Below are 25358 nucleotides of genomic sequence, written 5' to 3'. Positions count from 1 at the left end.
CTCGTATATCTCGACAAGTCCGAATCTATGTAGAATCTGTTATGGCGCGGGAGCTGTATCGCTGTCCCGTCCGAAGCCGGGAAGACGAATGGAAGGCTATTCGATCAAAAACGGGGCTTTCTACGGTATCTGGTCTGAAAACTTTGGGCCGAAAAGGACTTGCTAAGGTCAGCGGCCTACCGGAACTCGAATATATAGCGGATATAAATTCGCAGACAGAAATCGTGTACGAAGGTCGGCAGGGAGGTGTTTTGGACGAGTATATATTTCAACTACCGACGAGCCGTCGCCGTAACGCGGTGATTCGACCCGTCCGTGGCCGCGTTCTGAACTCCATTCCGCCCGGAGAAAGTGACGTTCGTTGACGAGTACCTCTCGGGGATTACTACCGACCGAGAACGGGGACCGGGGTATTTGCACACCGCACGCGAATGGAGGGACGGGGAGGCACGCGTAGCATGACGTACACACTCGAAATCAGCGACGAACTCAGGGAACGACTGGAGGGACACCTCGAGGAGGACGAGACGTGCGAGGAGTTCATCGAGGAGTTACTCTCGATGTACGAGACCGGAGGGACGTTCCTTCAGGAGGGCTACTCCGAGTGACTCGCGGTTCGTGGTGACCGAGACGCCGACGCACGGTCGCTCGGAACGGAGGTCCGTCCCCTCGTGGAGGTGAGTTCAGGCCGGCGCGTGCGAGCGATGCCGACGAGTCGCTACTCTCTGTCGCCCGTCGGCTTCGCTACTTCCTCCACTTCCGCGTCCGACGCGTTCCGTTTGACGCTCTCGATACCCTGCTCGCACTTCTGACGGCTGGCGTATCCCTCGCCGCCGTCGGCGATGATGTTGCCGTTGTCGTGGACGAGTCGCCAGCGCCACTTTCCGCTCCGGTCCTCGTACACCTCGAACGTCGCTTTGGACATGCTCCGGTCTACGATACCGAGGGTGAAAATTGCTCCCGTTCGGCTCGCTGCCACGGTGGGAGTGGGATTCGAACCCACGAGGCCTCTCGGCCACCTGCGTTCCAGGCAGGCACGTTCGTCCACTCCGTCATCCCACCAGTCGCGGCGCTCGGTCGGGTCGCCGACGGCCGACGGTCGGACCGGTGCGCCTCACGCCTCGTGTTCGCTCCACCCGCCGGCGTCGACGGTCTCGAACAGTTTGCGCCAGTTTTCGTCGTCTTCGCTCTCGGGAAGTTGGTCGCGAAGCTGTTGGAAGTCCGACGGCGGGACCTGCGAGTGAACCAGGTCGACGACGACGCGAGCGTGATAGGCGGCGTCCGCGGGGTCCGCGTTCTCGATTTCGCTGACCCGCGAGACGAACTCCTGCCAGTCGAACCGCTGGCCGTGTTCGGCGACGGCGCCGGTCAGGTACCACCGTATCTCCATCGGGAGCGAAGCCGCGAGGTCCTCGGCTGCGCCCGCCGGAATTCGCTCGCCCAGCGTCATCAGGGTCGCGCGTATCGCACGCACGGCTTCGCCGGTGCCGGGCAGTTCGAGTCGATGCTGAATCGTGCCGGTGAACTCGTCGAAATTCATGCACAGAAGTATTCTACTTCTGACAATATCAATCGGAACGTTCGTTCCCAGCGCGTGGGAAGTGATGGCCGCCGCTCGCGGCGGCCGCGGGGGCGAACGTCCCGCCGTTCCGGACGCCAGCGTCGCTGCACCCGACAGCAGCCCGCTTCTCGGCCGAATGTGGGGCTTTTAGCCGCTCTCGCTCCGTACTCTCCCCCTCCGCTCGCAGAAACGGAGAGTCACGCGACGTGACGATTTATCATCTTCCGGACGGTACTCGAACTGATGACGATTGAACCGCCGGGCTGGCTCGGGTCGGCGACGAACCCCGCTCTCCGACTCGGAAGGCGCTCTCGCACCGGACGAGCATGACCGGCGGGAGCGACGCCCCCGGTTCCCGACGGTGGGCGCTCGCGTCGTTCGTCGCCCTGACCGTCGTCGTGACCGGCGGCGCAGTGACTCTCACGGAACCGTTCGGTACCGACTCGTCCAACGCCGACGCGGGGTTCCCGCCCGGTACGTCCGCCGACGGCGTCGAGAACGTCTCTCGCCTCGTCGACGCCCACCGCACGGCCTTGGCGACGGCCGGGACGTACCGCGTCGAACAACGAATCAACGCGAGTCGGCCGCGGGGCAGTCCGCGACCGGACCGGTGGAAGTGGAACCAGACCGCGAGACACCGGTTCGACGTCGCGTCCCCCACGCCGCGGTTCGTCCAGCGGCGGACCGTCGTCCGTCCCGACTCGCGAGTCCAGGTGGAGGTGTTCGCGACCCCCTCGGTCTGGTACACGCGGGCGCGTCCGAGTGACGGCGAGTGGAACACGGGCGGTAAGACGCGGAACCTGACCGCCGAGACGTTCAGAGCGTGGGCGCTCGACCACACGCTCGACGCGAGTCTCTCGAAGTTCGCGTTCGCCTACGACGGTCGCTCCGAACGCGGGAACGCGACCGTCTATCGGTTCGCGAGCAGCGAGTATCTCGGCGAGCGACGCCCCGGCGTCCGGAGCCTTCCCAACGTCGTCGACGACGCGAGCGCGACGATTCTCGTCGACGAACGCGGCCTGATTCTCGGCGTCGACGTCCGCTACGCCGGAACCGCAGTCGCCAGCGTCGACGGCGGCGAACGAACCGTCGACGTCAGCGTCCGGTACCGGCGGTCGTTCCGGACGGCCGATGGGCTCACCGTCGCCGAACCCGAGTGGGTGACCGCGCGACGGGAGTCGGTCGAATCGAGCCGCGAACGGCCGCGGACTCGCGGCCGGGAACTCCATCGCGCGCTCGGCGCTCAGAAGAACGTGTGCGCCGCGTGGCCGTAGTCCTCCGGCGCGGCGTCGACGACGCCCTCGTCGTGGAGCGTGGTGAAGAACGTCGCGTCGCTCCAGTAGTACTCGTCGAACACGGACCGTGCGGTGACGTTCAGCACCGGCGGGAGCGCGGGGTCGTCGCGTTCGAGGAACATGGCGACGTTGAAGCTGTTCAGGCCGAGCGAGGCGTAGTACGAGAGGACGTTCACGAGTCCCGCGGCGAAGTCGTGCGTGACGTCGCCGCGCGGTTGGGGGACGCCCTGAACGATCTGGGTCGCGACCCCGACGAGGTGACGATGGTGTTTCGGGGCGAACGGGGCCAGCCAGTGGACGTTGCCGATTTCGGCCAGATAGCGGTCGCCGCCGCGTTCCTCGATGGCGAGTTCCGACCAGTAGACCTCGTCGTGTTCGTCGTAGAAGTCGCGGGCCGCCTCGGCGACGCGGCGCTGTTCGTTCGTCCCGCGGTCGTCGACGACCGTCTGCATGTGCGGATGGATGAGACTCGACCCCGCCGGCCGGAGGAAGTTCATGTTCACCGAGGCGAACCGGGCGTCCTCGTCGTGGTCGAACACCCGCTGGACGTACTCCAGCGCCGCGCAGAGGCCGTCGGCGAACTGCTCGGTGGTGAACTCGTCGAGGGGGACGAAGTGGTCCTCGGTGAGGGCGACCACGTTCGAGTACGCGCCGTAGGGGTTCAGGTTCGGGAACGACGTCGCCTCGCCGCTCTCCCCGCGGTCGGTCCCGACCCACTCGGGGTAGGTCGGCGTCGCCTCCTCGACCGTACCGGGACAGAAGAAACAGCCCTCGCTGTCGAGTATCGCGTCGTCGATTTCGGGCTGCTCCGGCATCGGGAAGTTCTCCGTGACGACCCGCGCGGTCCGTCCGGTCAGCGGGTCGACTCTGAGTTCGGTGTCGACCGACACCTGCTCGAAGTCTTCGAGCGGACTGTGGAACGTCGCCGTCTGGACCTCGCGTTCGAATTCTATGGGCATGCGAACAGATTCGGCGGGTCGAGTGAAAAGCGTATCTCCGGGCGGCACCCCGATTGTCGGCGGTGTCGTCGCACTGTCGGTGACCGGCGAGGGGACGCTCAGCGAACCTCGGCTGGTACCGACGGAGATTCGCGACTACGCGGTCCACGAGGCGCGGGGCGACGCGGCCGCGTGGAGTCGCGAGCGGATGCGCGACCTGTCGGCGTCGTTCGGTACGTCGTTCGAGCGCGACGGGTCGCACTTGGTGCTCGAACTGGACGACTGAGCGCCTCCGGTCTCACACCGTTTCGCTTCGTCTCGTCCCGTCTCGCTCGCTGGTCGCCGAAACACCGATGATGGTTCGTGAAGAATACCCACCATGGTGGACACGCACTGGGATAGCCTTCGGGGCGAGGAACTGCGCTACCGGGGTAACGCGTGGGAACTGACCGGCGACGTCGGCGTCCGGCAGAACGGCGAACTGCTCGCGGTTGAGGCGACGCAGGCCGACGACGTGCGCCGCCGGACCGTGACGCTCCACTTCGGGCTCGACGGCTCGGCGTCCTCTCTCAACCCGGGAAATCTGGGCGACAACTTCGAGAGCCTCGAACGGGACGACGACGGCCAGCGTATCGTCGTGAAGAAGGGGGGCCGGCGCTATCAGTACGAACTCCGGCGGATGGAGAGCGCGTGAGCGTCCCCACCGCGTCGGTCTGACGTCGAGACGGTCGCGGCGACAGAAGCGGCTGTGTTCCCCGCCAGTCGATGCGGCGTCGGGTCGTCGAACAGTCTCTGGTGCGCCGTCAGTCGCTCTCGAACGTCTCCTCCTCGAACGTTTCCTCCTCGAACGTCTCCTCCTCGAACGTTTCCTCCTCGAACGTCTCCTCGCTCCAGGTGTCGCCCGAGTCCCCCTCCTCGCCCCAGTCCACGTAGCCGTCTTCGAGTCGCTCGACCACGATGTGGCCGAGGTCTGTCAACTCCGCGTTGGCCTTCGAGGCGAGGTCCGTCTGCTCGGCCAACGCCGACGGCAACGTCGGCACCTCGAAGCGCAGTCGCGCTTCGAGCGGGTCCCAGTAGAAGTCCAACTCGTGGAAGAGTCCGGCGTCGCGGATGCGTTCGTACTCCGCCTCGTCCAGGTCGGTGTACTCGGCCCACTCGTTGAACGCTTCGCTCCAGGCGCCGTCCCGGAGGATTCCCTCCAACTCCTCCCGCCGCAGGTCGCTCGTCCCTTCGAGCGAGTCCGCCGGTTCGAGCGCGCGCGGCAGGCCGCGATTCGTGATGTCTGGCGACTCCGGGGGTTCGACGGTGAGCGTCATAGGAGACTGTACGGCGACGACGCGGATAAAGACGTATCTCGGTTTCCACCCCGTGCGAAGCCTCAGGCTGTCAGACCGGAAGATGCCTCGTCTCGAAGTCGTCCTCGACGGCCGTCGTCACACTCGGAATTACAGCCGTATCGTTGTAACTATCACTCGGAGAATAACTTCTGCTGTCGAGACTCCTCTCGCCTGTCTGGACCCGAGTGTGACGCTCGGACGGCCCGACCGGCGGTGTCTCGACGGCACCCACGACCACCGACGCCGACTCCGACGCGAGCAGGCGTCGAACGCCACTCCGTCAGTAGGTCCGCCGCCGAATACCGTGGCCGGTAGCGAGGGTCAGTACCGCGAACTGACGCGCTCGCCGATGGCGTCCGCGGTCCGAATCGCGTCGCGAACCGCTTCTGGCGTGACGTCGAACGGTTCGTTGTGGATGGTCTCGTCGGGGGCGCAGGCCGCCTCCGCGACGGTCGTCAGTTGGTCGTCCGTCGGGTCGTCGAGGCCGATTTCGGCGAGCGTCACGGGCAGGTCGACGTCGAGAGAGAACCGGACGACGTCTTCGACGAACTCGTCGCTCCGACCTTCGAGGACCAGTTGCGAGAGCGTCCCGACGTTGACTTTCTCTCCGTGCGTCGCCTCGTGGGTGGCTTCGAGTTGGGTCAGGCCGTTGTGGATGGCGTGGGCCGCCGCGAGCCCGCCGCTCTCGAAGCCCAGCCCGGACAACAGGGTGTTCGCCTCGGTCACCGACTCGACGCTCGGCGTCACGGCGTCGTTCTCGACGGCGTCGACGGCCGAGACGCCGCTTTCGCGGAGTTGGTCGTAGCAGAACTTCGCGAGTTGATGACCCGCGTCCGTGTCGCGTCCGCCGAGGACGTTGTCGCTGTCGGAGCGCTTCGTCGCGTCGGCCTCGAACCACGTCGCCAGTGCGTCACCGATTCCAGACGTGAAGAAGCGGGTCGGTGCCGACGCGACCAGCGCCGTATCCACGAGGACGAGGTCGGGGTGTCGGTCGAGGAACCGATACTCCTGAAACTCGCCGTGCTCGGAGTAGATCACGGAGAGCGCACTACACGGTGCGTCCGTCGAAGCGATGGTCGGCATGGAGACGACGCCGATACCGAGGTCCTCACCGACCGCTTTGGCCGTATCGAGCGCCTTCCCACCGCCGGCACCGATCACGAAATCGGCGTCGACCTCCGATGCGAGTTCGCCGACTCGTTCGATTTCGGCCGCCGAACACTCCCCCTCGAACAGTTCCGTTTCGACGTCGATGTCGTTCGATTCGAGGCTTTCGGTCGCGTCGGCTTCGACGAGGTCGAGTACGACCCCGTCGGCCAGAAGCAGCGCCGAACCGCCGAGCGACGCCGCGTGATCACCGATCTCTGCGGTCGCGCCGCGACCTTGTACGTACGACTCGGGCGAACCGAAGACTCGTGTCATGAGCGGTCGACTGTTCGGAGCCGCTTGGCATAGGTTTTGCTCAGAACGGTTGCCGGCGAACCGGCGGTCCGCCGGCCAGAAGGCTGGTTGAATCGGTGACTACCGGCGTTCGACCGCTCGGTAGCCGAACAGCACGGCCACGCCGACTGCGCCTCCGAACCCCAGAAGCACTCCGTCGGTGAGTTCGCCCCTCTCGACGGCGATGCCGAGAAGTACACCGCAGACGGCGAACGCGAAGACGGCCCACTCTTGGGGTCTGCTGAGGCGTCGTTCGACGTCGTCGCGAAACGCCCAGTAGACGGTGAAGGCCGCGAAGGCGACACCGAAGGGGAGGTTCCAGTTTCCCGGTGCCGCTCCCACGCCGACGAACAGAACCACGAAAACAGCCGAGTAGAGGACCTGAAACCCGAGTCGAAGCTTCGTCAGACCGCTCGTTTCGGACTCGTTCTCCGCGTTCTGACTCATACGGACGTAGTCGTCTGACCGTTCGGAAATATCTCACTGTCGAACGATGGGACGCGTTCCGCGCGTCTCGCACGCCACTCTCGACTGGTGTCGGTGGGCTCGGGTCCCAACATCTCGGTCGAGTCGCAGTCCGTCGAACACGACGTTTCGGGGCGCGAGCGGGTAGCACCAGAACCGCCGCCGACTCGCGCCGTCGCGTTCGGCGTCGCAGTCGCCGGCGGGGTCGCGAGGCGAGAGCCGAGTCGGGACCTGTTCGTTGAGGGGGTCAGCGACACGCGTGTCGTCGTTCCACTCGAGGGACGCGCGCTCCGGTCCGGGACGGCCGACTCATCCTCGGAGTCCGTCGGCGAATACTCGCCGAATCCGGCTGGTGTACGTCCGCCCTAACTGGGGTACGATCGAGGACCAGTTCACGTCGAGCCAAACCTCGACGACTTTCCCCCCGCGGTGTCTGTGCCGGCCGCTCCCGGAGAACGAGAGCACCGACTCGGCTCCTCGGTCGCTGGCAGCGGGTCCCGCGGGCGTGCCGTAGAACCGCCACGACGCGTAGACGAACTCGCTGTCGGCGTGCATCGCTTCGAGGTCGATCCAACAGTCGGCGAACGCGCGCTGGAACAACTCGACGGTCCGCCGATACTGCGCCCGCGTGAACGTCCGGCCGACCGGGAACCCGTGTCCGCGGAAGTCGGACGCGTAGATGTCGTCGATCGCGTCCACGTCCTGCTGCCCCCACACGCGAGTGAAATCTTGACGGCTGATGGCCATCCGGTCGCGTTTGGGCCTGGTCATACGTCGCCTCGTCGCGCATCGGACATAACACCTCTCGCCGGTCGCAGACGTTACGCGACAGTTTCTGCTACTGCAGGCCCGTCCGTATCGGTCAGTGGTCGAGACCGGTCGTCTCACCGCATACGGTTGCTGGACCGTTTATCTCGCGGCTTCACCGCCGCGGCCGATTCGCGCTTCTCGTTCACGCGGGGTGACGGCGTAGCGCTTCAGTCACTTCGTCGCGCTCACGGTGTACCTCCGTCGCGGAGCCGTCGACCGACACGTGTGGCGGTCAAAATCACCACACGCGTGTGGAATCCGCATTACGACTCTATATCTTTACCACTCATGTATGAATGTGCGAGCTATATTGGCAAATAGGCTACATCCCTAACACCGAATCGAACTCGTGCACGTGTAGTCGAAGAAACGAGTCATCGCTCACAGATAGGATAGTCGAACTACAGATATAGTGGCCGATACGAACACAGTTTTCGACCGCTATCGATAGAATCCTTCACCGGGAGACGAGGATGATGCCCTCACTCTCTCCAATCGCTGGTCAACGAAGCACCGAGCCGCCCGAAATCTTCAGCGATTCCCCCACGATATTCTCGGATGCATCACTTAGCAGGTACACCACAGCGTTCGCGACGTCGTCTGGTGTCGACATTCTCTTCGACGGAATCGCGTCCAGTTCACGTTCGAGTTGCTCGTCGTACGCCCGCCCGTGAGCCTCCGCTTTCGACCGTATGCCCTCTCTCCCCATCTCGGTATCGACCCATCCGGGACAGACTGCGTTGACCCTGATATCGTGTTCGATCGCTTCGAGCGCCAGCGACTGCGTGAATCCGACCAACGCGAACTTCGAGGAGCAGTACGGAATCGACTTGTACGTCCCGCGAAGCCCCGAGAGGGATGCGATATTCACTATCGCACCTCCACTACGGTCTTTCATCGACCTGTAGAGTTCTTGTGTGAACCGTAGTGTGGATACGAAGTTGAGGTCGAGAATCTCCGCCACCTCGTGCTGTGAGAGGTCCTCGAAGTCTGTTCGAGAACCGGTGATCCCGGCTGCATTCACCAGCATCGTCACGCCCATCTGCTCGGCTTTCGAAGCAAGCTCGACCCGCTCGGCCTCGTTCGTGATGTCGGCTTCGTGTGTCGTTGTCCGCCCTGAAGCGTCGACTTCCGCGAGTCTGTCGTCGATCTCTTCTAATCGGTCCGTATCGCGCCCGGTTGCGAGTACACCAGCGCCCGCCTTCGCTGCTCGTTCGGCGACGCTCCACCCGATGCCTCCCGTTGCGCCCGTGACGACGACTGACTCTCCGCCGAGTGCGTCCTCGCTAAACGTTGGCATGGGCGGGCTTTCTGTCGTTCGTGATATAGCTCTTGCTGCTGTCGTCGTACGTACTGCGCCGGCTATCCCTCTCCGCAGGAGGTAGCTCCAGCAAATGTTGTACGCTTGCTAACTGTTATCAAACCATCTGCCGATACACGTTCGATGCCAGACACGTCTTACGACACGATAGTAATCGGTGTCGGAGGTATGGGGAGCGCGGCCGTCTATCAGTTGGCTAAACGGGGACAAGACGTCCTCGGGATAGAACGGTACGACATTCCGCATCGGAGGGGTTCGTCTCACGGTGATACGCGGATCTTTCGACTGACGCAACCGGAACATCCCGACTACGTCCCGCTGGCGGAACGTGCACGTACGCTCTGGAGGCGGTTAGAAGCCGAGTCGGGAGCGGACCTGTTGACGACTACCGGCTCGATCCATGCCGGGCCCGAAGGTTCCGAAGTCGTCGCCGGCGCGGTCGACTCGTGTGAGGCGCACGACGTTCCGTACGAGGTGCTGAGCGGGACCGAACTCAACGAGCGGTTTCCCGGATACGAGCTTCCCGATGGTCACCGAGGAGTGTTTCAACCTGATGGTGGGTATCTGGCCTGCGAACGGGCTATCTCGACGCACGTCGAGCAGGCGTTCTCTCACGGCGCCACCGTCCGCGCACGAGAAGCCGTCCGCGAGGTCGATATCGGCGAAAACGACGTGACCGTCCGGACCGATCGCGACGAGTATACTGCCGATTCGCTGGTGGTCGCGGCCGGAGCGTGGGCAGGAAAGCACCTCGAATTTCTGTCGGACTTCCTGACGCCAGAGCGTCGCATCATGGGGTGGTTCCAGCCCCAAGCGCCTGACCGGTTCGATCCGTCGAATTTCCCCGTCTTCAGCGTCGACGTACCTGCAGGACACTACTACGGCTTCCCCGTCTTCGAGCGGTCGGGATTCAAAATCGGTATGACGCCGGAATCTCCCGCCCCGATCGATCCTGACGAGTGGGACGACGAACCGACTGTGGACGACGAACGCGATCTGCGGCGGCTACTCGACGACAATTTCCCCGACGCAGCCGGAGAGACACTCCGACTGACGACGTGCATCATCACCTCCTCGGAAGACGGACATTTCTACCTCGATACCCACCCTGACTACGGTCACGTCTCGATCGCTGCCGGCTTTACCGGCCACGGGTATAAGTTCTGTAGCGTCGTCGGGGAGGTACTGGCCGATTTCGCGACCGATGGAGCTACGGACAATCCGATCGACGTCCACCGGTTCGAGGAGCGCATCTGACCGACGAGGAGCCTAACAGTTCGGCGGTCGCCGACGTGGTACCCCCGCCTCTAACGATTCTCCGACTGGAACATTCTTGAGCCAAGTCAACACTACCCATAATTATTTATGCTCTTGTTGAAGACTCGTAATTGACATGTCGGGGTTCAAGCGGTACTTCGTGAAGCGGATAGCGTATATCGCTGCCACGTTGCTGGGTATCTCGTTCGTCGTCTTCAGCATCACACAGCTGTTACCGGGCAACGCTGCGACGATGATACTCGGCAAGTACGCCACAGAAGCAAGCGTTCGTGCCGTCGAACAGCGCCTGGGACTGAACCACCCCTGGTACATCCAATACTTCGACTGGTTGTCCGGCTTCGTCGCTGGCGATTGGGGGCACAGTTTCGACAACAATCAGGCCGTGATGGAGGTAATCGCCCCTCGCTTCGTCCGGTCATTGACCCTCGCCATCATCACTCTCGGGTTAGTGACGGTCGTCGGAATCTCGCTGGGGGTACTCGCTGCGGTCAAGCGTGATTCCGCCTCCGACGTTCTCGTCAGTGGGTTCTCTTATCTGGGAATCAGTTTCCCCGAGTTCGTGACTGGAATCCTCCTGCTCACTCTGTTCGCAGGGCCGGTCTTTCAGGTGTTCCCGTTCGGGGGGTACGAGAGCTTGAGCGAAGGATTCGTCCCGTGGTTCAAACACCTGATTCTGCCTGCGGTCACGTTGACGTTCGTCCTTATCGCGCACGTCGTCCGACTAACACGGTCGGAGATGGTCGAGGTTCTACAGTCAGAGTACATCCGAACCGCCCGACTGAAAGGCGCCAAGGAGCACGCCGTGCTTCTGAAACACGGACTCAGAAACGGCCTCTTGCCGACTATCACCCTTCTCGCGCTGGATCTCGGCTACTTGATGGGGAGTATCGTCATCGTCGAAGAGGTGTTCTCCTACCCCGGCTTGGGCCGACTCATCGTGAGTTCGATTCACGCACGGGACCTCCCGGTGATACAGGCGTCCGTCATGCTCATCGCGATCATCTACACCTTCGCTAACTTCGGAGCGGACATCATCTACACCTACCTCGACCCGCGGATCAACTACGGTGACACCTAACGATGGCTACCGAAACCAACTCACGAAACCTGCAAGAGTCGTCGATCGAACGCCTCGCGCGAACGGGCCGAAAACTGATTGGAACTCGGAAGGGACAGGTGAGTCTGCTGCTGTTAGTCCCAATCTTGCTCTCCAGTCTGTTCGCTCCGATGATCGCTCCGCACGACCCAACCGCGACGAACGTCGCAGACCGATTCGAGGAACCCAGCGCCGAGTACGTCCTGGGAACCGACAATTTCGGCCGTGACCTCCTCTCTCGTGTTCTGTACGGCGGTCGGGCGAGCATCTTGCTCGGTGTCGCTGCGACCGCACTCGGCCTCTTGCTCGGCGTCCCCGTCGGTATCTTGTCCGGATATATCGGCGGCCGAACCGACGAGGTCGTCATGCGTTTGATGGACATCCTCCTCAGCATTCCTTCTCTTCTGTTGGCGTTGATCGTCGTCGTTGCCCTCGGGTCCGGGATGGTAAATGCGATTTTAGCCATCGGAATCGTGTTCATGCCGCGCCTCGCACGAATCACTCGAAGTAGTACCCTTTCGGTGAAGAACGAGGAGTACATTACCGCCGCAGAAGCCCGGGGCGAATCCAGCCTCTACATCGCATTCGTGGAGTTGCTGCCGAGCGTGACGCCCGCCATTATCGTCGAGACGTCGATCCGTATCGGATTCGGCATCCTCATCGGAACGTCGCTCTCGTTTCTCGGATTGGGGACGCAACCGCCGAACCCGGACTGGGGATACATGGTTTCGCAAGCGCGGACGACGCTGGGCGAGTCGATCTGGTTCATGCTCTGGCCGAGTCTCACGCTTGGGGCGACGATTCTGGGCTTCAACCTCTTCGGTGACGCACTCAGAGACACGCTAGACCCCGAAGTGACGGGGGATGACCACTGACGATTCGAGCTCTATGTCCTCCCTACCGTCTCCATCTTCTGTAGTCCGCCGTGAGGTCCATTCGCGGCCTCCCGGATCTACGTCTGCGGGGCGAAGAGCTACCTACTCGAATCTGTATTACGTTGGCGAGTTGAAACGAGGGATATGAATAAATAGCTGTAGCTAATTGTGCCATGCATATGCAAACCACGGAGACTACTGACCGGAACAGCAACTATTCGCCTGTACTCGATGTTGACAGTCTCAACGTGCAGTACGAGACCGAAGAATCTCCAGTAAAAGCGGTTCGAGACGTCTCTCTCCGTATCGGAGAGGGAGAGACTGTCGGCGTGGCCGGGGAGAGCGGGAGCGGAAAGAGCACTCTCGCTCTCGCCGTCATGCAGTACCTCGGGAAGAATGGGACGATCACGAGCGGCGAAGTCGTCTTCGCCGGTCAATCCCTGATGGACCGATCGGCCGAAGAGCTTCGGCATCTACGGGGGAATCGGATCGCGCACGTCCCACAGGACCCGAAAACCTCGCTCAACCCGAGCATCACAGTCGGAGAGCAGATCTCCGAAACCGTCCGCATCCACCGTGACGTCTCGAAACGTGAAGCGAGGGAACAGACGTACGAGGTACTTCGTCGAGTCAATCTCCCTGATCCCGAGTTCAACGCCCAGAAGTACCCTCACGAGCTTTCCGGAGGAATGCAACAGCGAGCCTTGCTCGCGATCGCCCTCGTGTGTGAGCCCGAACTCTTGATCTTAGACGAACCGACGACCGGTCTCGACGTCACGACGCAAGCGAAGATTCTGGACCTAATCGAAGACCTCAAACGGTCTCTGGATACGAGCGTACTGCTGATAACCCACAACCTCGGCGTCATCGCAGAGATTGCAGACCGCGTCTGTATCATGTACGCTGGAGAGATCATGGAACGCGGCCCCATCGCATCCGTCTTCAGAGAGCCCTCCAACCCGTACACACAGGGTCTCTTGGCCGCGCTTCCGGACGAACACGCAGACCGTAAGCTGAAGCCAGTCGACGGACAGATTCCCTCGCTCACGGAGATTCCGGACGGCTGTATCTTCGCTGATCGGTGCGAATTCGCGGAGGAGGACTGTCGAACCGGTAGCATCTCTGAACGACCGGTTGACGACGACGCCGACCACCTCACACGGTGTCGTCGCTGGGAGCACGCTCGATCCAACCCACTACAGGCCGACGACGAAGCCGACCATCGTTCGGGTCGCTCTCGGGAGGCGTCGGCTGGCGAGACGCTCCTGAGCGCAGAGAACGTTCGGAAATATTTCGGCGAGGAGTCGTTCCTCGACAGTATCTTCGGTAGTGAACCCCCGGTCAAAGCGGTCGACGGTGTCGACATCGACATTCGAGAAGGTGAATCGGTCGGCATCGTTGGCGAAAGTGGCTGTGGGAAGAGCACGCTCGGGTCCACGCTCTTGAAGTTGCTCGATACCACGGACGGAAAGATCAGTTACCGAGGGACGGACCTCGGGCAGATGAGCGACAGGGAGATGAGGGAATTCCGTTCCGAGTGCCAGATAGTCTTCCAGAACCCTCACTCGAGCCTGAACCCGAAAAAGACGGTCGGGAGAACGCTCGAACGGCCGTTGAAGAAATTCACCGATCGCTCGAAGAACGAGCGAGAAGCGCGGATCGTCGAACTGCTGGAGCAGGTCGGTCTGAGCGAACAGTACATCAGCAGGTATCCCAAGGAACTCTCCGGCGGTGAGAAACAACGCGTCGCGATTGCCCGTGCCTTCGCGGCAGATCCCTCGTTCGTCGTCCTCGACGAACCAGTTTCGGCCTTAGACGTCAGCGTCCAAGCGAGCATCCTGAACCTCTTGGCGGAACTGCAGGAAGAGTACGGTTCATCGTATCTGTTCATCAGCCACGACCTCAGCGTGGTGAACTACATCAGCGACCGCGTCGCAGTCATGTATCTCGGAAAGATAGTCGAAGTGGGACCCACCGCTTCGATATTTGACCCCCCTCACCACCCGTACACGCGCGCGTTACTCTCCAGCATTCCATCTCCGGACCCGAACGACGATGGCGAACGGATCCGACTGGAGGGGGACGTCCCCAGTCCGCGAGACCCTCCGAGCGGATGTCCGTTCCACACCAGATGTCCGCAAAAGATCGGAGCCGTCTGCGAAGACGAGGTCCCGTGTCTCGAATCGACCGGCGGGGAGGAGACGCATCGGATATCCTGCCACTTGGACGAAAGCAGCATGGTTGGCGGTGTAGACCACCGGGGGAATTAGCCGCGGGAGTCCGGAGCGGACTGGTTCACTTCGTTCTCGTCTCTGGTGGGTCTCTTGCGTTTTCACTTCGACAGTTCGTTCGAATCCGGCGAATCCGTGACCCGAACGAGACTGGTGTTGGGTAGATCATAGCCCACCAGAAGAAGGCGACCGGCTCCCGATACCGAAAAGAGATGCGGTCTATCGAGTCGGCGCTCCACTGCCGAGCGCGATTTCGTCCGCGTAGAAGAGATACGATAGTGGCGAGACGTTGTATCTCTGGACGTACTCTCGCATCGCGCCTATCTGGTCGTCGTAGTACGGGATCGCGTATGGGCCCTGTTTGGCGACCACCTCTTGTGCGGTCGCCATCGCCTGTGAGGTCTCTTCGCTCGAGGTGCTCTGGACGGCGGTCGTGATAGCCTCGTCGAACTCTTCGTTGGAGAAGTGAGACTCTCCATTCCAACCGCCCTCCGAGTGGAGGAGCAGTTTCATGAAGTTCGCCCCACTGATACGCATCCCGTACATTCCCATGTAACAGGGGGCTTTGGTCCAGACGTCGTTGATGTAGCGGTCGTAGCTGATCTGCTCGATCTCGAACGTGATTCCGATTTCACTGAGCTGATCTTTTATCAACACCGCCGAACGAAGTCGTTCGGGCGGGTCCGCAGCACTGAAGAACGTGATGTCGAAGTCGTCTTCCAGATCGAACCCGTCCGGATATCCTGCATCCGCGAGCAGTTGCCGTGCTTTCTCCAAATCCCGCTCGGGGGGCCGGCCTTCGACCTCGGCGAAGTACTCGTACGAGGGCGAGAGGGGGGCGTCCTGGGCTTCTTCTCCGAGGCCACTTAGGACGCCCTCGATGATCGCTTGGCGATCGATTGCGAGCTTGACAGCTTCTCGGACGCGTTCGTCACTCCACGGCTCGACGGAGACGTCCATGATGAAATTGACGATGTTGCCAGCGGGGACGCGCCCAGTTGTGACACCGCTCGCCTCCTGCAAGGGACCCCACTGGTCCACTGGAGGCTCCCAGATGATGTCTATGTCTCCATTCTTCAGGGCGTTCACGAGCGAGCTTCCCTCCGGAATCGTCCGTGCGGTGACGCGGTCGACGTAGGGACGACTGGTCCCCTCGCCGTCGGTACCGTAGTAATCGTCGTACGCGACGCCAGTCACCTGATTCCCGGCCTCGAAGCTCTCGAGTTCGAACGGCCCACTTCCGAACTCCTTCGACCCCAGTTCCTGACGGCGTGACGAGTCAGTCGCAATCTCTTCTGGGACGACCGCTCCCCACCCTTTTGCGACCAGTTTGGGGAAGTCCGAGTTTGCACCGTCGAGTTGGAATTCGACCGTCGTCTCGTCTTTGGCCTCCACAGTTCCGATATCGCCCATCGTCCCGGAACCGGGACTCCCGACTTCGCTGTCGTACACCGTGTTGAACGTCGCAGCAACGTCGGACGCAGTCACGGTCTCACCGTTGTGGTGGAAGGTTGCATCGTCTCTGATCGTGAACGTCCAGACGTCTGCACTTTCGTTCGCGGACCAGTCCGTCGCGAGATCTCCGTACAGTTGGAGTTGATGGTCGAGTCTCGTCAGCGTCGAGTAGAACAGCTTCACCGCCCACCGTTCGGTGAACTTCGAACCCATCATTATCGGGCTGATGGTGGATACCGTTCTGTTTTGCCCAACGCGGAGGTGGCCACCCATGCTCCCAGCTCCCGACCCGCCCTCTCCCTCCGTATCGCTGGTCGCACTGCCACCTTCGCCACCAGTAGCTCCCGAATCTCCACTCGTCCCTCCCGGGTCACTCCCGCCCGAGCATCCTGCTAAGCCGACTACCGAACCCGAGCCGACGAGCTGGAGATATCGACGTCGCCGTATGTCTTTAGTTGACATGGCTCACTCTTAGATTGTGACAGCAACATATGTATTTTGCTGTTCATATACTTGAAGTGATATGAACGCTCGAAGAGCACAGAGTGCGAGAGCAGCCACCTCGGCATCTCCACACGCCTCTCTCTCGCCTCGGAGAAGAGAACGTCCGTCGGTCCGCCAGCTTTGCTGCCGTCCGAACCGAGCGACCGTGCCGAATCTATAAGGTGCTCTCTATCGACTCGCAAACTGAGATGTCGAGTGAATATCTCGTCGTCGGTGGTGGAGTGTACGGGGCTGGCACCGCCTGGGAGTTAGCGACTCGAGGCGAAGACGTCACGCTCCTCGAAGCAACCGAGGTCGCTGCGGGTGCCTCTGGTGGTCTTGGAAAGCGTGGTGTGAGAGCGAACGGTCGCGATCCTCGAGAGCTTCCGCTGATGGAGGTTGCGTACGACCTCTGGCCACAGGTTTCCCGCGAGATCGATGCAGAGGATGCCTACGAACGGACTGGACATCTGCTGCTGTACGAGAACGAAACCGGCGGGCTCCAAGGTGGGTTCGAGAGTGCTCGGGCGCGAGCCAACGTCCAGAACGAGTTCGGAGTCGAGACGGAGGTGCTGGACGGAGACGAAGTCCGTGAGATGGAGCCCGGCGTCAGTGAGGACGTCATCGGCGCACTACACTGTCCAAACGACGGCATCGCCGATCATGCGACGATCACTCGTTCGCTCGCACGTGCGGCGGAGGCGCATGGCGCAACTGTTCGAGAAAACGCGCCGGTTCGGGGACTAGAGCGCGACGGGTCACGAGTGACTGCTGTCCGCACCGCAGACGAACGCTTCGCCGTCGACCAGACGGTGTTTCTGCTCTCGAATACACACGTTCCGCAGTTGGTCGAAGACGAGCTTGATATCTCACTCCCCGTGTGGAACATGTACCCGCAGGTGAGTGCGACCGAGCCGATGGACGAGGTACCGGTGAACCACCTCATCGGACACGATAGCCGACGGTTGGCACTCAAAGAGATCTCTGAGAGTCGAGTGATGATCTCCGGCGGTTGGCGCGGAGAATGGGACGAAGACGCCCAACAGGGAATCGCGCTCGAAGAACGCGTCGACGGAAACGCGGCCGATGCACGTGCCGTGTTTCCGGACCTAACCGGCATCGAAGTCGAGCGTTCGGACGCGAGTCGTCGAGAGAGCGTGACGGTCGACCACGTTCCGATCATCGATACGTTACCGGGTGCCGACAACATGATCGTCGGAACTGGCTGGAGCGGACACGGGTTCGCGATTTCCCTCGCTATCAACCGTCTGCTTTCGAGGTGGGCGATTGACGGCACTCGTCCCAGTCGACTCTCGCCGTTCTCTCTCGAACGACTGCGGCGCCCCGAGTGACTTCGACGAACGAGAACGGTCTTCGGGACCTCTCGGAAGAGACTCCGTTTTGACGACGACTGGACGAACTGAGCCGGACTCTTTCATGACGGGGTCCGTACCGTCGGCGGAACAGTTAATCCGAGGCGTGGTGTCGTCGACAACATGCGAATCGCTATCATAGGGGGCGGTATCTACGGAACCGCCGTTGCGTACTTTCTCGACAGACTGGGTGCCGACGACGTCGTACTGTTCGAGAAGGACTCCATCGGCGGCGTGTCGACGAGTCGGTCTGCGGGCATCGTGCGTCATCATTACGGCCGAAGTGACCACATCAGATTAGCCAAACGCGGACGTGAGATCATCCAACAGTTGGAGCGCTTCACGGGACACCCGGGTGGCTTCCATCGGAACGGATATCTGGCGCTTACCGGGACCGACGACGAGTCGACGTTCCGACAGACCGTTCGAAAACAGCAGGAGATCGGACTTGACGTGGAGTTCGTCGCTCCTGCCGACCTCGCGCGATATTTCGACACGATCGATACTTCGGGTGTCGCAGCGGCAGCGCTCGAGCGAGACGCAGGCTTTGCAGACCCGTACCTCGTCGCGCAAGCGTTCGCCAGGGCCGCCGAAGAGAACGGAGTCGAGATGGAACCGAACACCGAGATTATCGGGATTCGGCGAGAGGGCGAAACCGTGACTGCTATCGAGACCGACTCGGGAAGAGAATCCGTCGACTACGTGGTGAACGCAGCGGGCCCCTGGGGTGCGGAAATCGGGGAGATGGTCGACGTCGAGATTCCGCTCACGTGGTACGAATCGAAGGTTGTCGTCCTCAGTGCAGATTCGGGATACGATCTCGAAACTCCGACGCTCTCAGACGCGACCCAACGTCTGTACGCCAAACCCGAACCTGGTGGTGATTTCCTCGTCGGGGGCATCGACCGACCGAGAGTCGACCGCACGCTTGGACTGGAGGGTGTTACGATAGAGTACCTGCAGACGGTTCAGAACGCGCTCGAAAAGCGACTTCCGCAGTACGCCGACGCCGACGTCGTCGAAACCTGGTCCGGGATCATAACCGCATCACCCGACTGGTACCAGATTGTCGGCGTCCCAGAGGGGCTAAAGAACTTCTACAACGTCGTCGGCGGAAGCGGCCACGGCTTCAAGGAAGCGCCGGGGTTCGCCGAATCGATCGCTCACGACATCCTCGATAGCACGGCTGCGGTCGACTTGACCCCGTATCGACTCGAACGGTTCAGAGACGGTGATCAGCTCGGAGACACGGAGATGCGCCGGAAGAAGAATGATTGAGCTCTGCTCGACAGTGCGGTGGACCGTGTGTCGACCTCCCACACTTGCGAATAGCCGGAGGTAACCACGGTGGACAGTACGCAGTATCGAACGACCGTGTTCGAGGGGTATTCCGGGAGACTACTGATCGCGCTCTCCCTCGGATGGCTCGCGATTCAGATCGGTCGGAACGCACTCCCACCGTTACTCCCGGCGATGCTCGCCGAGTTTTCCATCTCACCGTTCGCTGGCGGCGTCGGGCTCACACTCATGTGGGCGTTCTACGCGCTCTGTCATTACCCGGGAGGACGATTGTCCGACACCAATTCCAGAAAGCCCATTCTGATCCTCGGACTCGTAATCCTCGTCGGCGGATTTCTGCTGTTGTCGGTCGCTCGGGGATACCTGTCGTTCCTCACTGCGCTCTCCCTGGTCGGCATCGGCTCCGGGTTGTACTTCATCGCCATGCGTGCAAACCTCGCAGACCTCTTTGCAGACCACCGGGGACAGGCGTTCGGTGTCCAGTCCGCGGCGGGAAACTTCGGAAGCGTCTCGGCGGGTGGGCTCGCCGCCGTGATACTCTCCCTCGCTGTCTGGGAACTGACTCTCGTCCCCGCCGTTCTCTTGAGTTGCGTCGCACTCTTCGCGGTGCATCGCTGGAGTACCGAGTCGTATTCGCTCTTGGAGACCGAACTGGCGCTGACCTCGACGTTCAGACGCGTATTCGAGGCTGAGGAAACCCGGGTTTTGCTCCTCGTTTACTCGCTATTCGTCTTCGCGTGGCAGGGAATGGCGGGGTTTCTGCCGACGTATCTACAGGTCTCGAAGTCGCTGACCCCTGCAAAGGCGAGTCTGGCTTACGCCGGCGTCTTTGCGGTTGGCGTCGTTGTCATGCCGTTGTCTGGCGCAGTGAGTGATCGACTAAATCGGCTGTGGGTCGCCGCAGGGGCGCTCTTCGTCTGCTGTCTCGGGTTCACTTCTCTCCTGTTGGTGCACTCCGAGACGCTCATCTACTCGGCGCTCGGCCTCTTCGCCGCTGGAATGATGTCGTATCCTCCGGTCATGCAGGCGTATCTAACGGACTCGTTCGAGTCGAAATCGGTCGGCGGCGACTTTGGAGCGTTCAAAACCGTGTATAGTGGTGTGGGGAGCCTCGGCCCCGCCTACGTCGGCTTGGTGGCCAGCTATTTCACCTACACGGCCGCATACGTCGGGCTCGCCTGTTGCCTCCTCGGTGGCGTCTTCCTCTTGACGTGGCTCGCGGCTCACGGATAGTTCTCCGCTGTGGGTAACTATTATACTACCTCCATCCTTGGAACAACCATGCGAATTGCTATCATAGGGGGCGGTATCTACGGTACCGCAATCGCCTACTTCCTCGAACAGATGGACAGTTCACACGAGGTCCTCCTCTTCGAGAAAGACTCGATCTCCGGAGTATCGACCGGCAAATCGGCCGGAATCGTTCGTCATCACTACTCAGATGAAATTCAGATTCGATTCGCCAAGCGAGGCAGAGAACTCCTCGAACGGCTTCCCGAGTTAGTGGGCTCCGACGGCGGGTTCTACCAGAACGGCTACCTCATCTTAGCAGGTGAATCGAACGAGGATCAGTTCCGGAAGAACGTTCGGATGCAGAAAGACGTCGGACTCGACGTCGAGTTCGTAGACCCGGACGAATTGGATTCGATCGTCCCGGGCCTCGACTCCGATGGTGTGGCTGTGGCCGCCTTAGAGCACGAAGCAGGATTTGCCGACCCGTACTTAGTCGCAACCGGATTCGCAAATCAGGCTCGCACGCTCGGTGCCGAGATCCGAACCAACGAACCGGTTACCGATCTCGAACTCGCTGACGGGAGCGTCGAGACGGTCGAAACGGCTTCGGATCGGTACGACGTCGACGTCGTAGTGAACGCTGCAGGTCCGTGGGCTGACGACGTAGCCGAGATGGCGGGCGTCGACCTTCCGTTGACGATGTACGAGGCGAAGGTCGTCTGTCTATCGTCCGGCAACGACCTCACCGACTACCCCACGGTCTCCGATGTCGACTCGGGTCTGTATGCAAAGCCCGAATTGAACGGTGACTTTCTCTCCGGCGGCATGGAACGAGAGGGCGGTCACAGGAGCGTCGACGATCGCAGATCGTTGGGTGGGGTCACTAACGACGACCTCGAGATGGTCGGCCAGATGCTGGACGATCGTCTCCCCCGATACGCCGACGCGGACGTCGTCGACTCCTGGAGTGAAGTGATTACTGCGCCGCCGGATTGGCATCAGATAATCGGTACTCCGCCAACCGTCGATAACTTCTACATCGTTGCGGGCGGCAGCGGTCACGGGTTCAAAGAAGCGCCCGGATTTGCAGAGTCTATCGCCGAGACGATACTCGGACGTAAACCGACGATCAGTCTCGATCGGTATCGACCGACCCGGTTCGAGACGGGCGACGCGTTCTCCGGTGGCTACGGCGACGGCAGTCGATCGTAGTTGATGGACCATCCGCCGCGACGGGCGAATAGAGCGTTCGACTCGGAGGTGCCGTACGGTGTTCGGATTCCGCTTTGATTCGACTTCCTGCCTCGTCATGTTTTACCACACCACGTTTGTGAGTGACAAACGCAGTGTCGTCTCCAGACGTAGCAATCGCACGAAATAGTGTCTGGTTCGGCACGAAAATCTCCGAAGCGTAACCTTTCCGCCGTCGGTGATTTGAATAAAGACGAACGCCGGCAGGCAATATTTCGGCTGCGCTCTCACAGTCGTTTTACACCCCTGACGACCCGTTCTCTCACCGGGCATGTTTGTCACATGCAAACAAATATGGGTCCGTAGATTGAGACGAAGTGTATGAACGAATCCGAGAGCCGCACGCTGAAAACGGTGGAAACCACGTTCGAGGTGATTGATGCCCTCAAGGACCTCGAGAGAGCGGGGGTGACAGAACTCGCCAACCACCTCGAGATGTCCAAGGGAGCGACCTACAACCACCTCGCCACACTTCGTAACGCCGGATACGTGGTGAAATCTGGTGACGAGTACATGCTCGGCTACCGATTCATGAACATCGGGAAGTTCGTCCAGAACCGGTCGCTCCTCTACGCGGTCGGTAAGCAACACCTCGATGCGTTGGCAGCAGAAACCGGTGAGTACGCCCACTTGATGGTCGAACAGGGAGGACTGGGATACTACCTGTATCGGTCGAAAGGCGAAAACGCGATCGCCGAAGAGTACCACGAGAAGAAGAGCGAAGATCCGGACTATCTCCACTACGGCTCTCCCGGCAAAGCGATATTGGCGGAGCTACCCAGAGAACGAGTCGACGAGATTATCGACGAACACGGCCTCCCGAAGGCAACCGAGAATACGATTACCTCGCGAGAAGCGTTGTACGAAGAACTCCAGCGGACGCGAGAGCGGGGATACGCGATCTACGACGAGGAGGAAGTGATGGGAATCCGTGCGGTGGGGACGGCGATTACCGACCGTCAGTCACACGTGTACGGCGCGATCAGCGTCTGTGGGCCGCTCACTCGAATTCGGGGAGAGACGATGGAAGACGAACTGCCGGAGCGTGTGCAACGAACGGCTAACCTCATCGAGATCGACCTCCAGACGACACTCAACGGCGATGCTGCTGGCGATTTTCACACGAATCTCACTCCCTGAAATACGCGGGCCGTACGCCGATATTCCGGTCGCACGACTTTCCCTTCGGATGGGGCTTTGACCGACGATGGTGTCCCGGTTCGCTCGACCCGCGTTTGCGAGAGACAAACAGCAAACCGACTGAATATCGCACCTACTAGCACCGTCTCACCCTCGACTGGCGGCACGGGAATCGAGTAGTCGGAGAGCGGTCAGGCCACCGTCGCCCGTCTACGAGCGACTCCCGAATACTCCGGAAGCATTACAGAACTAATACTGTTCGTTTAACTCGGCCCCTATGCGATGGTTGGCGCTCGGTTGCCGATGGTCCGACGCGATTCTCTTCGTTCGGACGGACGTTCCGAGGCTAATCATACCTGAGAGCACATATTCTGTTTTGGGTATCATCTTCGCCAGTTAGAAACATAAATCTACTATATAGATACGATAGTAGCATTCAATCATCATATATCTCAAATAAAATATACAAGTCCGAAATTTGATTATGAAAAAGTAGTATTTGTAAACATATTCCCAAGATACACGAACACTCAACGATAGCAATACTCGCAGTCTGCACCGGGCACACTCTCTCGTTGGGTCACTGTTCGCTTTTCCTTACAAAAGTACGATTGTAATTGTGATATTACTTATATAATGATTGTGACAGTCGAGATTAATCGTGAAGAATGTGGAGGAGTTCCCTCGAGCGTGCAAATCCAACCCTCGGGGCTCGAGCGACATCCGTGTCCGTCGCAGAAAAGGTTTTCAGGACCCCGAGCGCAGTATCACGTGACATGTCAGCACAGAGAGTTCGAGTCGGACGGCGGCGCTGCTGCCCCGGCGAGTCGGAAGTAAGCGTCCCGACACTCCGGTCGTCTGAGCGCCGACGACCTAGTGGGAGGGGATGAGTCGTGGCCGGACGGTCGGCAATCGCCGACGTGGGGCAGACGTTGGTCGAGTTGCTCCGAACCGAGATGAGCGACCTCGTCGGACGGGACGAGATAGCTCTCGCCGCGCCCTCGACAGTCGAGAACGGGACCGACGCCAGATTGACGCTGTACCTGTATCGACTCACCGAGACGGCAGACCTCAAGAACGTCCGTCCGCGCGTGGTAGACGAGACGACGGTACGGCCCCCGCCGTTGGCACTGGACCTCTACTACCTCCTCACGGCCCACCCGTCTGCCGGCGGTGCCGACGAGACGGAACGCTCCGAAGAACAGCACACCGTCCTCGGACGGGCGATGCAAGTGCTCCACGAGAACCGAGTCGTTCGGGGGACGGACTTGGCGGGGACGCTGGCGGACCACGACGAAGAGGTCCGACTCACCGTGGAGGCAACCGACCCGCCGTCGCTGGAGACGATGGTGAGCCTGTGGGGGACGTTCCCGGACCAACCGTTTCAACCGTCCGTCTCTTACCTCGTCAGCCCCGTCCGAATCGAGACTCCGGACCGGTCCGTGAGCCGCGTGGTCGAGAAAGAGGACCGCTACCACGGCGGAGTCGGCGAGGCACCACGGAGGAACTCGTGAGCACAGACGGCGGCCGAGACCCGATAGCGACGCACAGCAGACGACTCTCGCTCGCGGTCCACCTCCGCGACGCCTTCACCGGGAACCCGCTCCCTGCGCGCACCCTCCAGACGGACGCGGCCGAACCACTCGCCGCGGACTCGTTCCGACGACGCGCCTCGCGGTCCAACCGAGGTCGGTGGACCGAGGACGACTCGAACGGTCACCGTTCGAGCGGTGGACCCGTCGTTCGGATTCGAGGACGCGACGCCGAACCCGTCGTCAACCCGAGCGGTTACCTGCTCTACTTCGAGGAGGACCTGCCCCGCGAGGGTGAGGCGGTCCTCGTCGTCCACGGTGGAGAGCGGTACGCCGACGACGAGGTGCCGGTCGATATGGAGACGCTCGACCCCCGAGCACCCGTCGTGACCGTCGACCTGCGGCCGCGTCCGGCCTATCGGTTCCCACCCGGTGCGACCCTGCTCCGCGGTCACGTCTTCGTCCACACCGACGGTGACCTCCCGGAGGAACTCTCGCCGGCGACGGACGGCGAGAGCGGAGTCGCCGTCCGCGTCGACGGCCTCGAACCGTCGGCGCAGACGACGCGCGGCGGTGAGTTCGTCGTCCCGGTGGTCGACCTCGCCGCCGCCGATATCACGACGGACGGGTCGGTCACCCCGGGCCGCGAGGCACCCGAAGTCGTCGTCACGCACGGCGACTGGGGGTCCGGTACGGTCCCCGTCGCTCTCTCCGCCGGCGAGGCGACGTGCTACCACCTCGTGTTCGTCGGCGAGAACGAGGTTCGGTTCCGTCAGTGCGGAGACTCGGTGTGGCAGGAACCGCCGTCCTGAGGCGTCACCGGCGAGGCGTCGTTCGGACGTGAGCGGCGGACCCGACCGCAAACCGGAACGTCCGGGTGGCGATAGCTATCAGTTTCCGATAGGTAGCTATATACTTTTGTCAGGTGACGTACACCCCAGGACA

24 protein-coding genes and 1 tRNA gene are annotated in these 25358 nt (G+C 61.3%); 15 read left to right on the top strand and 10 right to left on the bottom strand.

Annotated elements, in window-relative coordinates; all coding sequences use genetic code 11:
- Window positions 1–458 precede the first annotated feature (458 nt).
- Window positions 459–608: a DUF7557 family protein gene (locus tag BM310_RS21540; protein WP_177232688.1), complete on the top strand. Its 150-nt coding sequence runs from the start codon at window positions 459–461 to the stop codon at window positions 606–608.
- A 110-nt stretch (window positions 609–718) separates the two neighbouring features.
- Here BM310_RS21540 and BM310_RS17435 read toward each other — a convergent pair whose 3' ends face one another.
- The 3 genes from BM310_RS17435 to BM310_RS17425 form a co-directional block, all read right to left on the bottom strand.
- Window positions 719–925, bottom strand: a complete 207-nt coding sequence (locus BM310_RS17435; protein WP_089810155.1) for an HVO_2922 family protein — start codon at window positions 923–925, stop codon at window positions 719–721.
- Window positions 926–978: 53 nt separating this feature from the next.
- Window positions 979–1062, bottom strand: a tRNA-Ser gene (locus BM310_RS17430).
- Window positions 1063–1114: 52 nt separating this feature from the next.
- Entirely contained in the window at window positions 1115–1540 is a 426-nt protein-coding gene (locus BM310_RS17425) for a DUF2267 domain-containing protein (protein ID WP_089810153.1), read from the bottom strand.
- Between the two features lie 347 nt (window positions 1541–1887).
- Between BM310_RS17425 and BM310_RS17420 the strand changes: the two genes are divergently transcribed.
- Window positions 1888–2835 carry a hypothetical protein gene (locus BM310_RS17420; RefSeq protein WP_089810151.1) on the top strand — a complete coding sequence of 316 codons (948 nt, stop codon included), beginning with the start codon at window positions 1888–1890 and terminating at the stop codon, window positions 2833–2835.
- Here BM310_RS17420 and BM310_RS17415 read toward each other — a convergent pair.
- Window positions 2805–3815, bottom strand: a complete 1011-nt coding sequence (locus BM310_RS17415) for a hypothetical protein (RefSeq protein WP_089810149.1) — start codon at window positions 3813–3815, stop codon at window positions 2805–2807. The two genes, BM310_RS17420 and BM310_RS17415, sit on opposite strands and share 31 nt — an antisense overlap.
- Before the next feature lie 22 nt (window positions 3816–3837).
- Here BM310_RS17415 and BM310_RS17410 point away from each other — a divergent pair, with 22 nt between their 5' ends.
- The gene (locus BM310_RS17410) at window positions 3838–4080 is read left to right on the top strand and encodes a hypothetical protein (protein WP_143105186.1); all 243 of its coding nucleotides are present in this window, start codon (window positions 3838–3840) and stop codon (window positions 4078–4080) included.
- Between the two features lie 93 nt (window positions 4081–4173).
- A complete protein-coding gene (locus BM310_RS17405) occupies window positions 4174–4488 on the top strand; it encodes a hypothetical protein (RefSeq protein ID WP_089810146.1) in 315 nt (104 codons plus the stop codon).
- A 109-nt stretch (window positions 4489–4597) separates the two neighbouring features.
- On the opposite strand, the gene BM310_RS17400 is transcribed toward BM310_RS17405, so the two are convergent.
- From BM310_RS17400 to BM310_RS17380, 5 genes are all read right to left on the bottom strand, one after another.
- Window positions 4598–5110: a hypothetical protein gene (locus tag BM310_RS17400; RefSeq protein WP_245778539.1), complete on the bottom strand. Its 513-nt coding sequence runs from the start codon at window positions 5108–5110 to the stop codon at window positions 4598–4600.
- 342 nt (window positions 5111–5452) lie between these two features.
- Window positions 5453–6553 (bottom strand): glycerol dehydrogenase, encoded by a 1101-nt coding sequence (locus BM310_RS17395; protein WP_089810144.1) that lies wholly within the window; start codon window positions 6551–6553, stop codon window positions 5453–5455.
- Window positions 6554–6652: 99 nt separating this feature from the next.
- Window positions 6653–7018 (bottom strand): aminoglycoside phosphotransferase, encoded by a 366-nt coding sequence (locus BM310_RS17390; RefSeq protein ID WP_089810142.1) that lies wholly within the window; start codon window positions 7016–7018, stop codon window positions 6653–6655.
- A 327-nt stretch (window positions 7019–7345) separates the two neighbouring features.
- Entirely contained in the window at window positions 7346–7807 is a 462-nt protein-coding gene (locus BM310_RS17385) for an ester cyclase (RefSeq protein WP_089810140.1), read from the bottom strand.
- A 541-nt stretch (window positions 7808–8348) separates the two neighbouring features.
- Window positions 8349–9146: an SDR family NAD(P)-dependent oxidoreductase gene (locus BM310_RS17380; protein ID WP_089810138.1), complete on the bottom strand. Its 798-nt coding sequence runs from the start codon at window positions 9144–9146 to the stop codon at window positions 8349–8351.
- A 144-nt stretch (window positions 9147–9290) separates the two neighbouring features.
- On the opposite strand from BM310_RS17380, the gene solA reads away from it, so the two are divergent.
- The 4 genes from solA to BM310_RS17360 all read left to right on the top strand — a co-directional run bounded on the left by solA (window position 9291) and on the right by BM310_RS17360 (window position 14686).
- Window positions 9291–10424 (top strand): N-methyl-L-tryptophan oxidase, encoded by a 1134-nt coding sequence (solA, locus tag BM310_RS17375; RefSeq protein WP_089810135.1) that lies wholly within the window; start codon window positions 9291–9293, stop codon window positions 10422–10424.
- A 136-nt stretch (window positions 10425–10560) separates the two neighbouring features.
- Window positions 10561–11523, top strand: a complete 963-nt coding sequence (locus tag BM310_RS17370; RefSeq protein ID WP_089810133.1) for an ABC transporter permease — start codon at window positions 10561–10563, stop codon at window positions 11521–11523.
- A 98-nt stretch (window positions 11524–11621) separates the two neighbouring features.
- Window positions 11622–12416 (top strand): ABC transporter permease, encoded by a 795-nt coding sequence (locus BM310_RS17365; protein WP_245778538.1) that lies wholly within the window; start codon window positions 11622–11624, stop codon window positions 12414–12416.
- A gap of 179 nt (window positions 12417–12595) precedes the next feature.
- Window positions 12596–14686 carry a dipeptide ABC transporter ATP-binding protein gene (locus BM310_RS17360; RefSeq protein ID WP_089810440.1) on the top strand — a complete coding sequence of 697 codons (2091 nt, stop codon included), beginning with the start codon at window positions 12596–12598 and terminating at the stop codon, window positions 14684–14686.
- Between the two features lie 180 nt (window positions 14687–14866).
- On the opposite strand, the gene BM310_RS17355 is transcribed toward BM310_RS17360, so the two are convergent.
- The gene (locus BM310_RS17355) at window positions 14867–16375 is read right to left on the bottom strand and encodes an ABC transporter substrate-binding protein (RefSeq protein WP_245778536.1); all 1509 of its coding nucleotides are present in this window, start codon (window positions 16373–16375) and stop codon (window positions 14867–14869) included.
- Between the two features lie 392 nt (window positions 16376–16767).
- On the opposite strand from BM310_RS17355, the gene BM310_RS17350 reads away from it, so the two are divergent.
- From BM310_RS17350 to BM310_RS17320, 7 genes are all read left to right on the top strand, one after another.
- Window positions 16768–17937, top strand: a complete 1170-nt coding sequence (locus BM310_RS17350) for an NAD(P)/FAD-dependent oxidoreductase (RefSeq protein ID WP_218156486.1) — start codon at window positions 16768–16770, stop codon at window positions 17935–17937.
- A 144-nt stretch (window positions 17938–18081) separates the two neighbouring features.
- On the top strand, window positions 18082–19236 hold the full coding sequence (locus BM310_RS17345; protein ID WP_089810125.1) for an NAD(P)/FAD-dependent oxidoreductase: 1155 nt from the start codon (window positions 18082–18084) through the stop codon (window positions 19234–19236).
- A 69-nt stretch (window positions 19237–19305) separates the two neighbouring features.
- Window positions 19306–20490, top strand: a complete 1185-nt coding sequence (locus BM310_RS17340; protein WP_089810123.1) for an MFS transporter — start codon at window positions 19306–19308, stop codon at window positions 20488–20490.
- A 48-nt stretch (window positions 20491–20538) separates the two neighbouring features.
- Window positions 20539–21702 (top strand): NAD(P)/FAD-dependent oxidoreductase, encoded by a 1164-nt coding sequence (locus BM310_RS17335; RefSeq protein WP_089810121.1) that lies wholly within the window; start codon window positions 20539–20541, stop codon window positions 21700–21702.
- Window positions 21703–22062: 360 nt separating this feature from the next.
- Window positions 22063–22881 (top strand): IclR family transcriptional regulator, encoded by an 819-nt coding sequence (locus BM310_RS17330; RefSeq protein ID WP_089810119.1) that lies wholly within the window; start codon window positions 22063–22065, stop codon window positions 22879–22881.
- An 893-nt stretch (window positions 22882–23774) separates the two neighbouring features.
- Window positions 23775–24395: a DUF4255 domain-containing protein gene (locus tag BM310_RS17325; RefSeq protein WP_089810117.1), complete on the top strand. Its 621-nt coding sequence runs from the start codon at window positions 23775–23777 to the stop codon at window positions 24393–24395.
- Complete coding sequence (locus BM310_RS17320) at window positions 24392–25225, top strand: hypothetical protein (RefSeq protein ID WP_089810114.1); 834 nt, start codon at window positions 24392–24394, stop codon at window positions 25223–25225. Before BM310_RS17325 ends, BM310_RS17320 begins: the two co-directional genes overlap by 4 nt.
- Window positions 25226–25358 lie beyond the last annotated feature (133 nt).

The sequence above is a fragment of the Halogeometricum rufum genome (assembly GCF_900112175.1).
Taxonomy (GTDB): domain Archaea; phylum Halobacteriota; class Halobacteria; order Halobacteriales; family Haloferacaceae; genus Halogeometricum; species Halogeometricum rufum.
Note: the sequence above shows the minus strand (reverse complement) of the source record. Positions and strands in the feature narration are given on the sequence as shown.

Coding starts and splice junctions, on each gene's coding strand:
- BM310_RS17360 (WP_089810440.1), top strand. CDS start 12,596: ATGCAAACCACGGAGACTACTGACCGGAACAGCAACTATTCGCCTGTA.
- BM310_RS17355 (WP_245778536.1), bottom strand. CDS start 16,375: ATGGGTGGCCACCTCCGCGTTGGGCAAAACAGAACGGTATCCACCATC.
- BM310_RS17415 (WP_089810149.1), bottom strand. CDS start 3,815: ATGCCCATAGAATTCGAACGCGAGGTCCAGACGGCGACGTTCCACAGT.
- BM310_RS17395 (WP_089810144.1), bottom strand. CDS start 6,553: ATGACACGAGTCTTCGGTTCGCCCGAGTCGTACGTACAAGGTCGCGGC.
- BM310_RS17435 (WP_089810155.1), bottom strand. CDS start 925: ATGTCCAAAGCGACGTTCGAGGTGTACGAGGACCGGAGCGGAAAGTGG.
- BM310_RS17330 (WP_089810119.1), top strand. CDS start 22,063: ATGAACGAATCCGAGAGCCGCACGCTGAAAACGGTGGAAACCACGTTC.
- BM310_RS17390 (WP_089810142.1), bottom strand. CDS start 7,018: ATGAGTCAGAACGCGGAGAACGAGTCCGAAACGAGCGGTCTGACGAAG.
- solA (WP_089810135.1), top strand. CDS start 9,291: ATGCCAGACACGTCTTACGACACGATAGTAATCGGTGTCGGAGGTATG.
- BM310_RS17400 (WP_245778539.1), bottom strand. CDS start 5,110: ATGACGCTCACCGTCGAACCCCCGGAGTCGCCAGACATCACGAATCGC.
- BM310_RS17335 (WP_089810121.1), top strand. CDS start 20,539: ATGCGAATTGCTATCATAGGGGGCGGTATCTACGGTACCGCAATCGCC.
- BM310_RS21540 (WP_177232688.1), top strand. CDS start 459: ATGACGTACACACTCGAAATCAGCGACGAACTCAGGGAACGACTGGAG.
- BM310_RS17370 (WP_089810133.1), top strand. CDS start 10,561: ATGTCGGGGTTCAAGCGGTACTTCGTGAAGCGGATAGCGTATATCGCT.
- BM310_RS17380 (WP_089810138.1), bottom strand. CDS start 9,146: ATGCCAACGTTTAGCGAGGACGCACTCGGCGGAGAGTCAGTCGTCGTC.
- BM310_RS17420 (WP_089810151.1), top strand. CDS start 1,888: ATGACCGGCGGGAGCGACGCCCCCGGTTCCCGACGGTGGGCGCTCGCG.
- BM310_RS17405 (WP_089810146.1), top strand. CDS start 4,174: ATGGTGGACACGCACTGGGATAGCCTTCGGGGCGAGGAACTGCGCTAC.
- BM310_RS17385 (WP_089810140.1), bottom strand. CDS start 7,807: ATGACCAGGCCCAAACGCGACCGGATGGCCATCAGCCGTCAAGATTTC.
- BM310_RS17425 (WP_089810153.1), bottom strand. CDS start 1,540: ATGAATTTCGACGAGTTCACCGGCACGATTCAGCATCGACTCGAACTG.
- BM310_RS17345 (WP_089810125.1), top strand. CDS start 18,082: ATGCGAATCGCTATCATAGGGGGCGGTATCTACGGAACCGCCGTTGCG.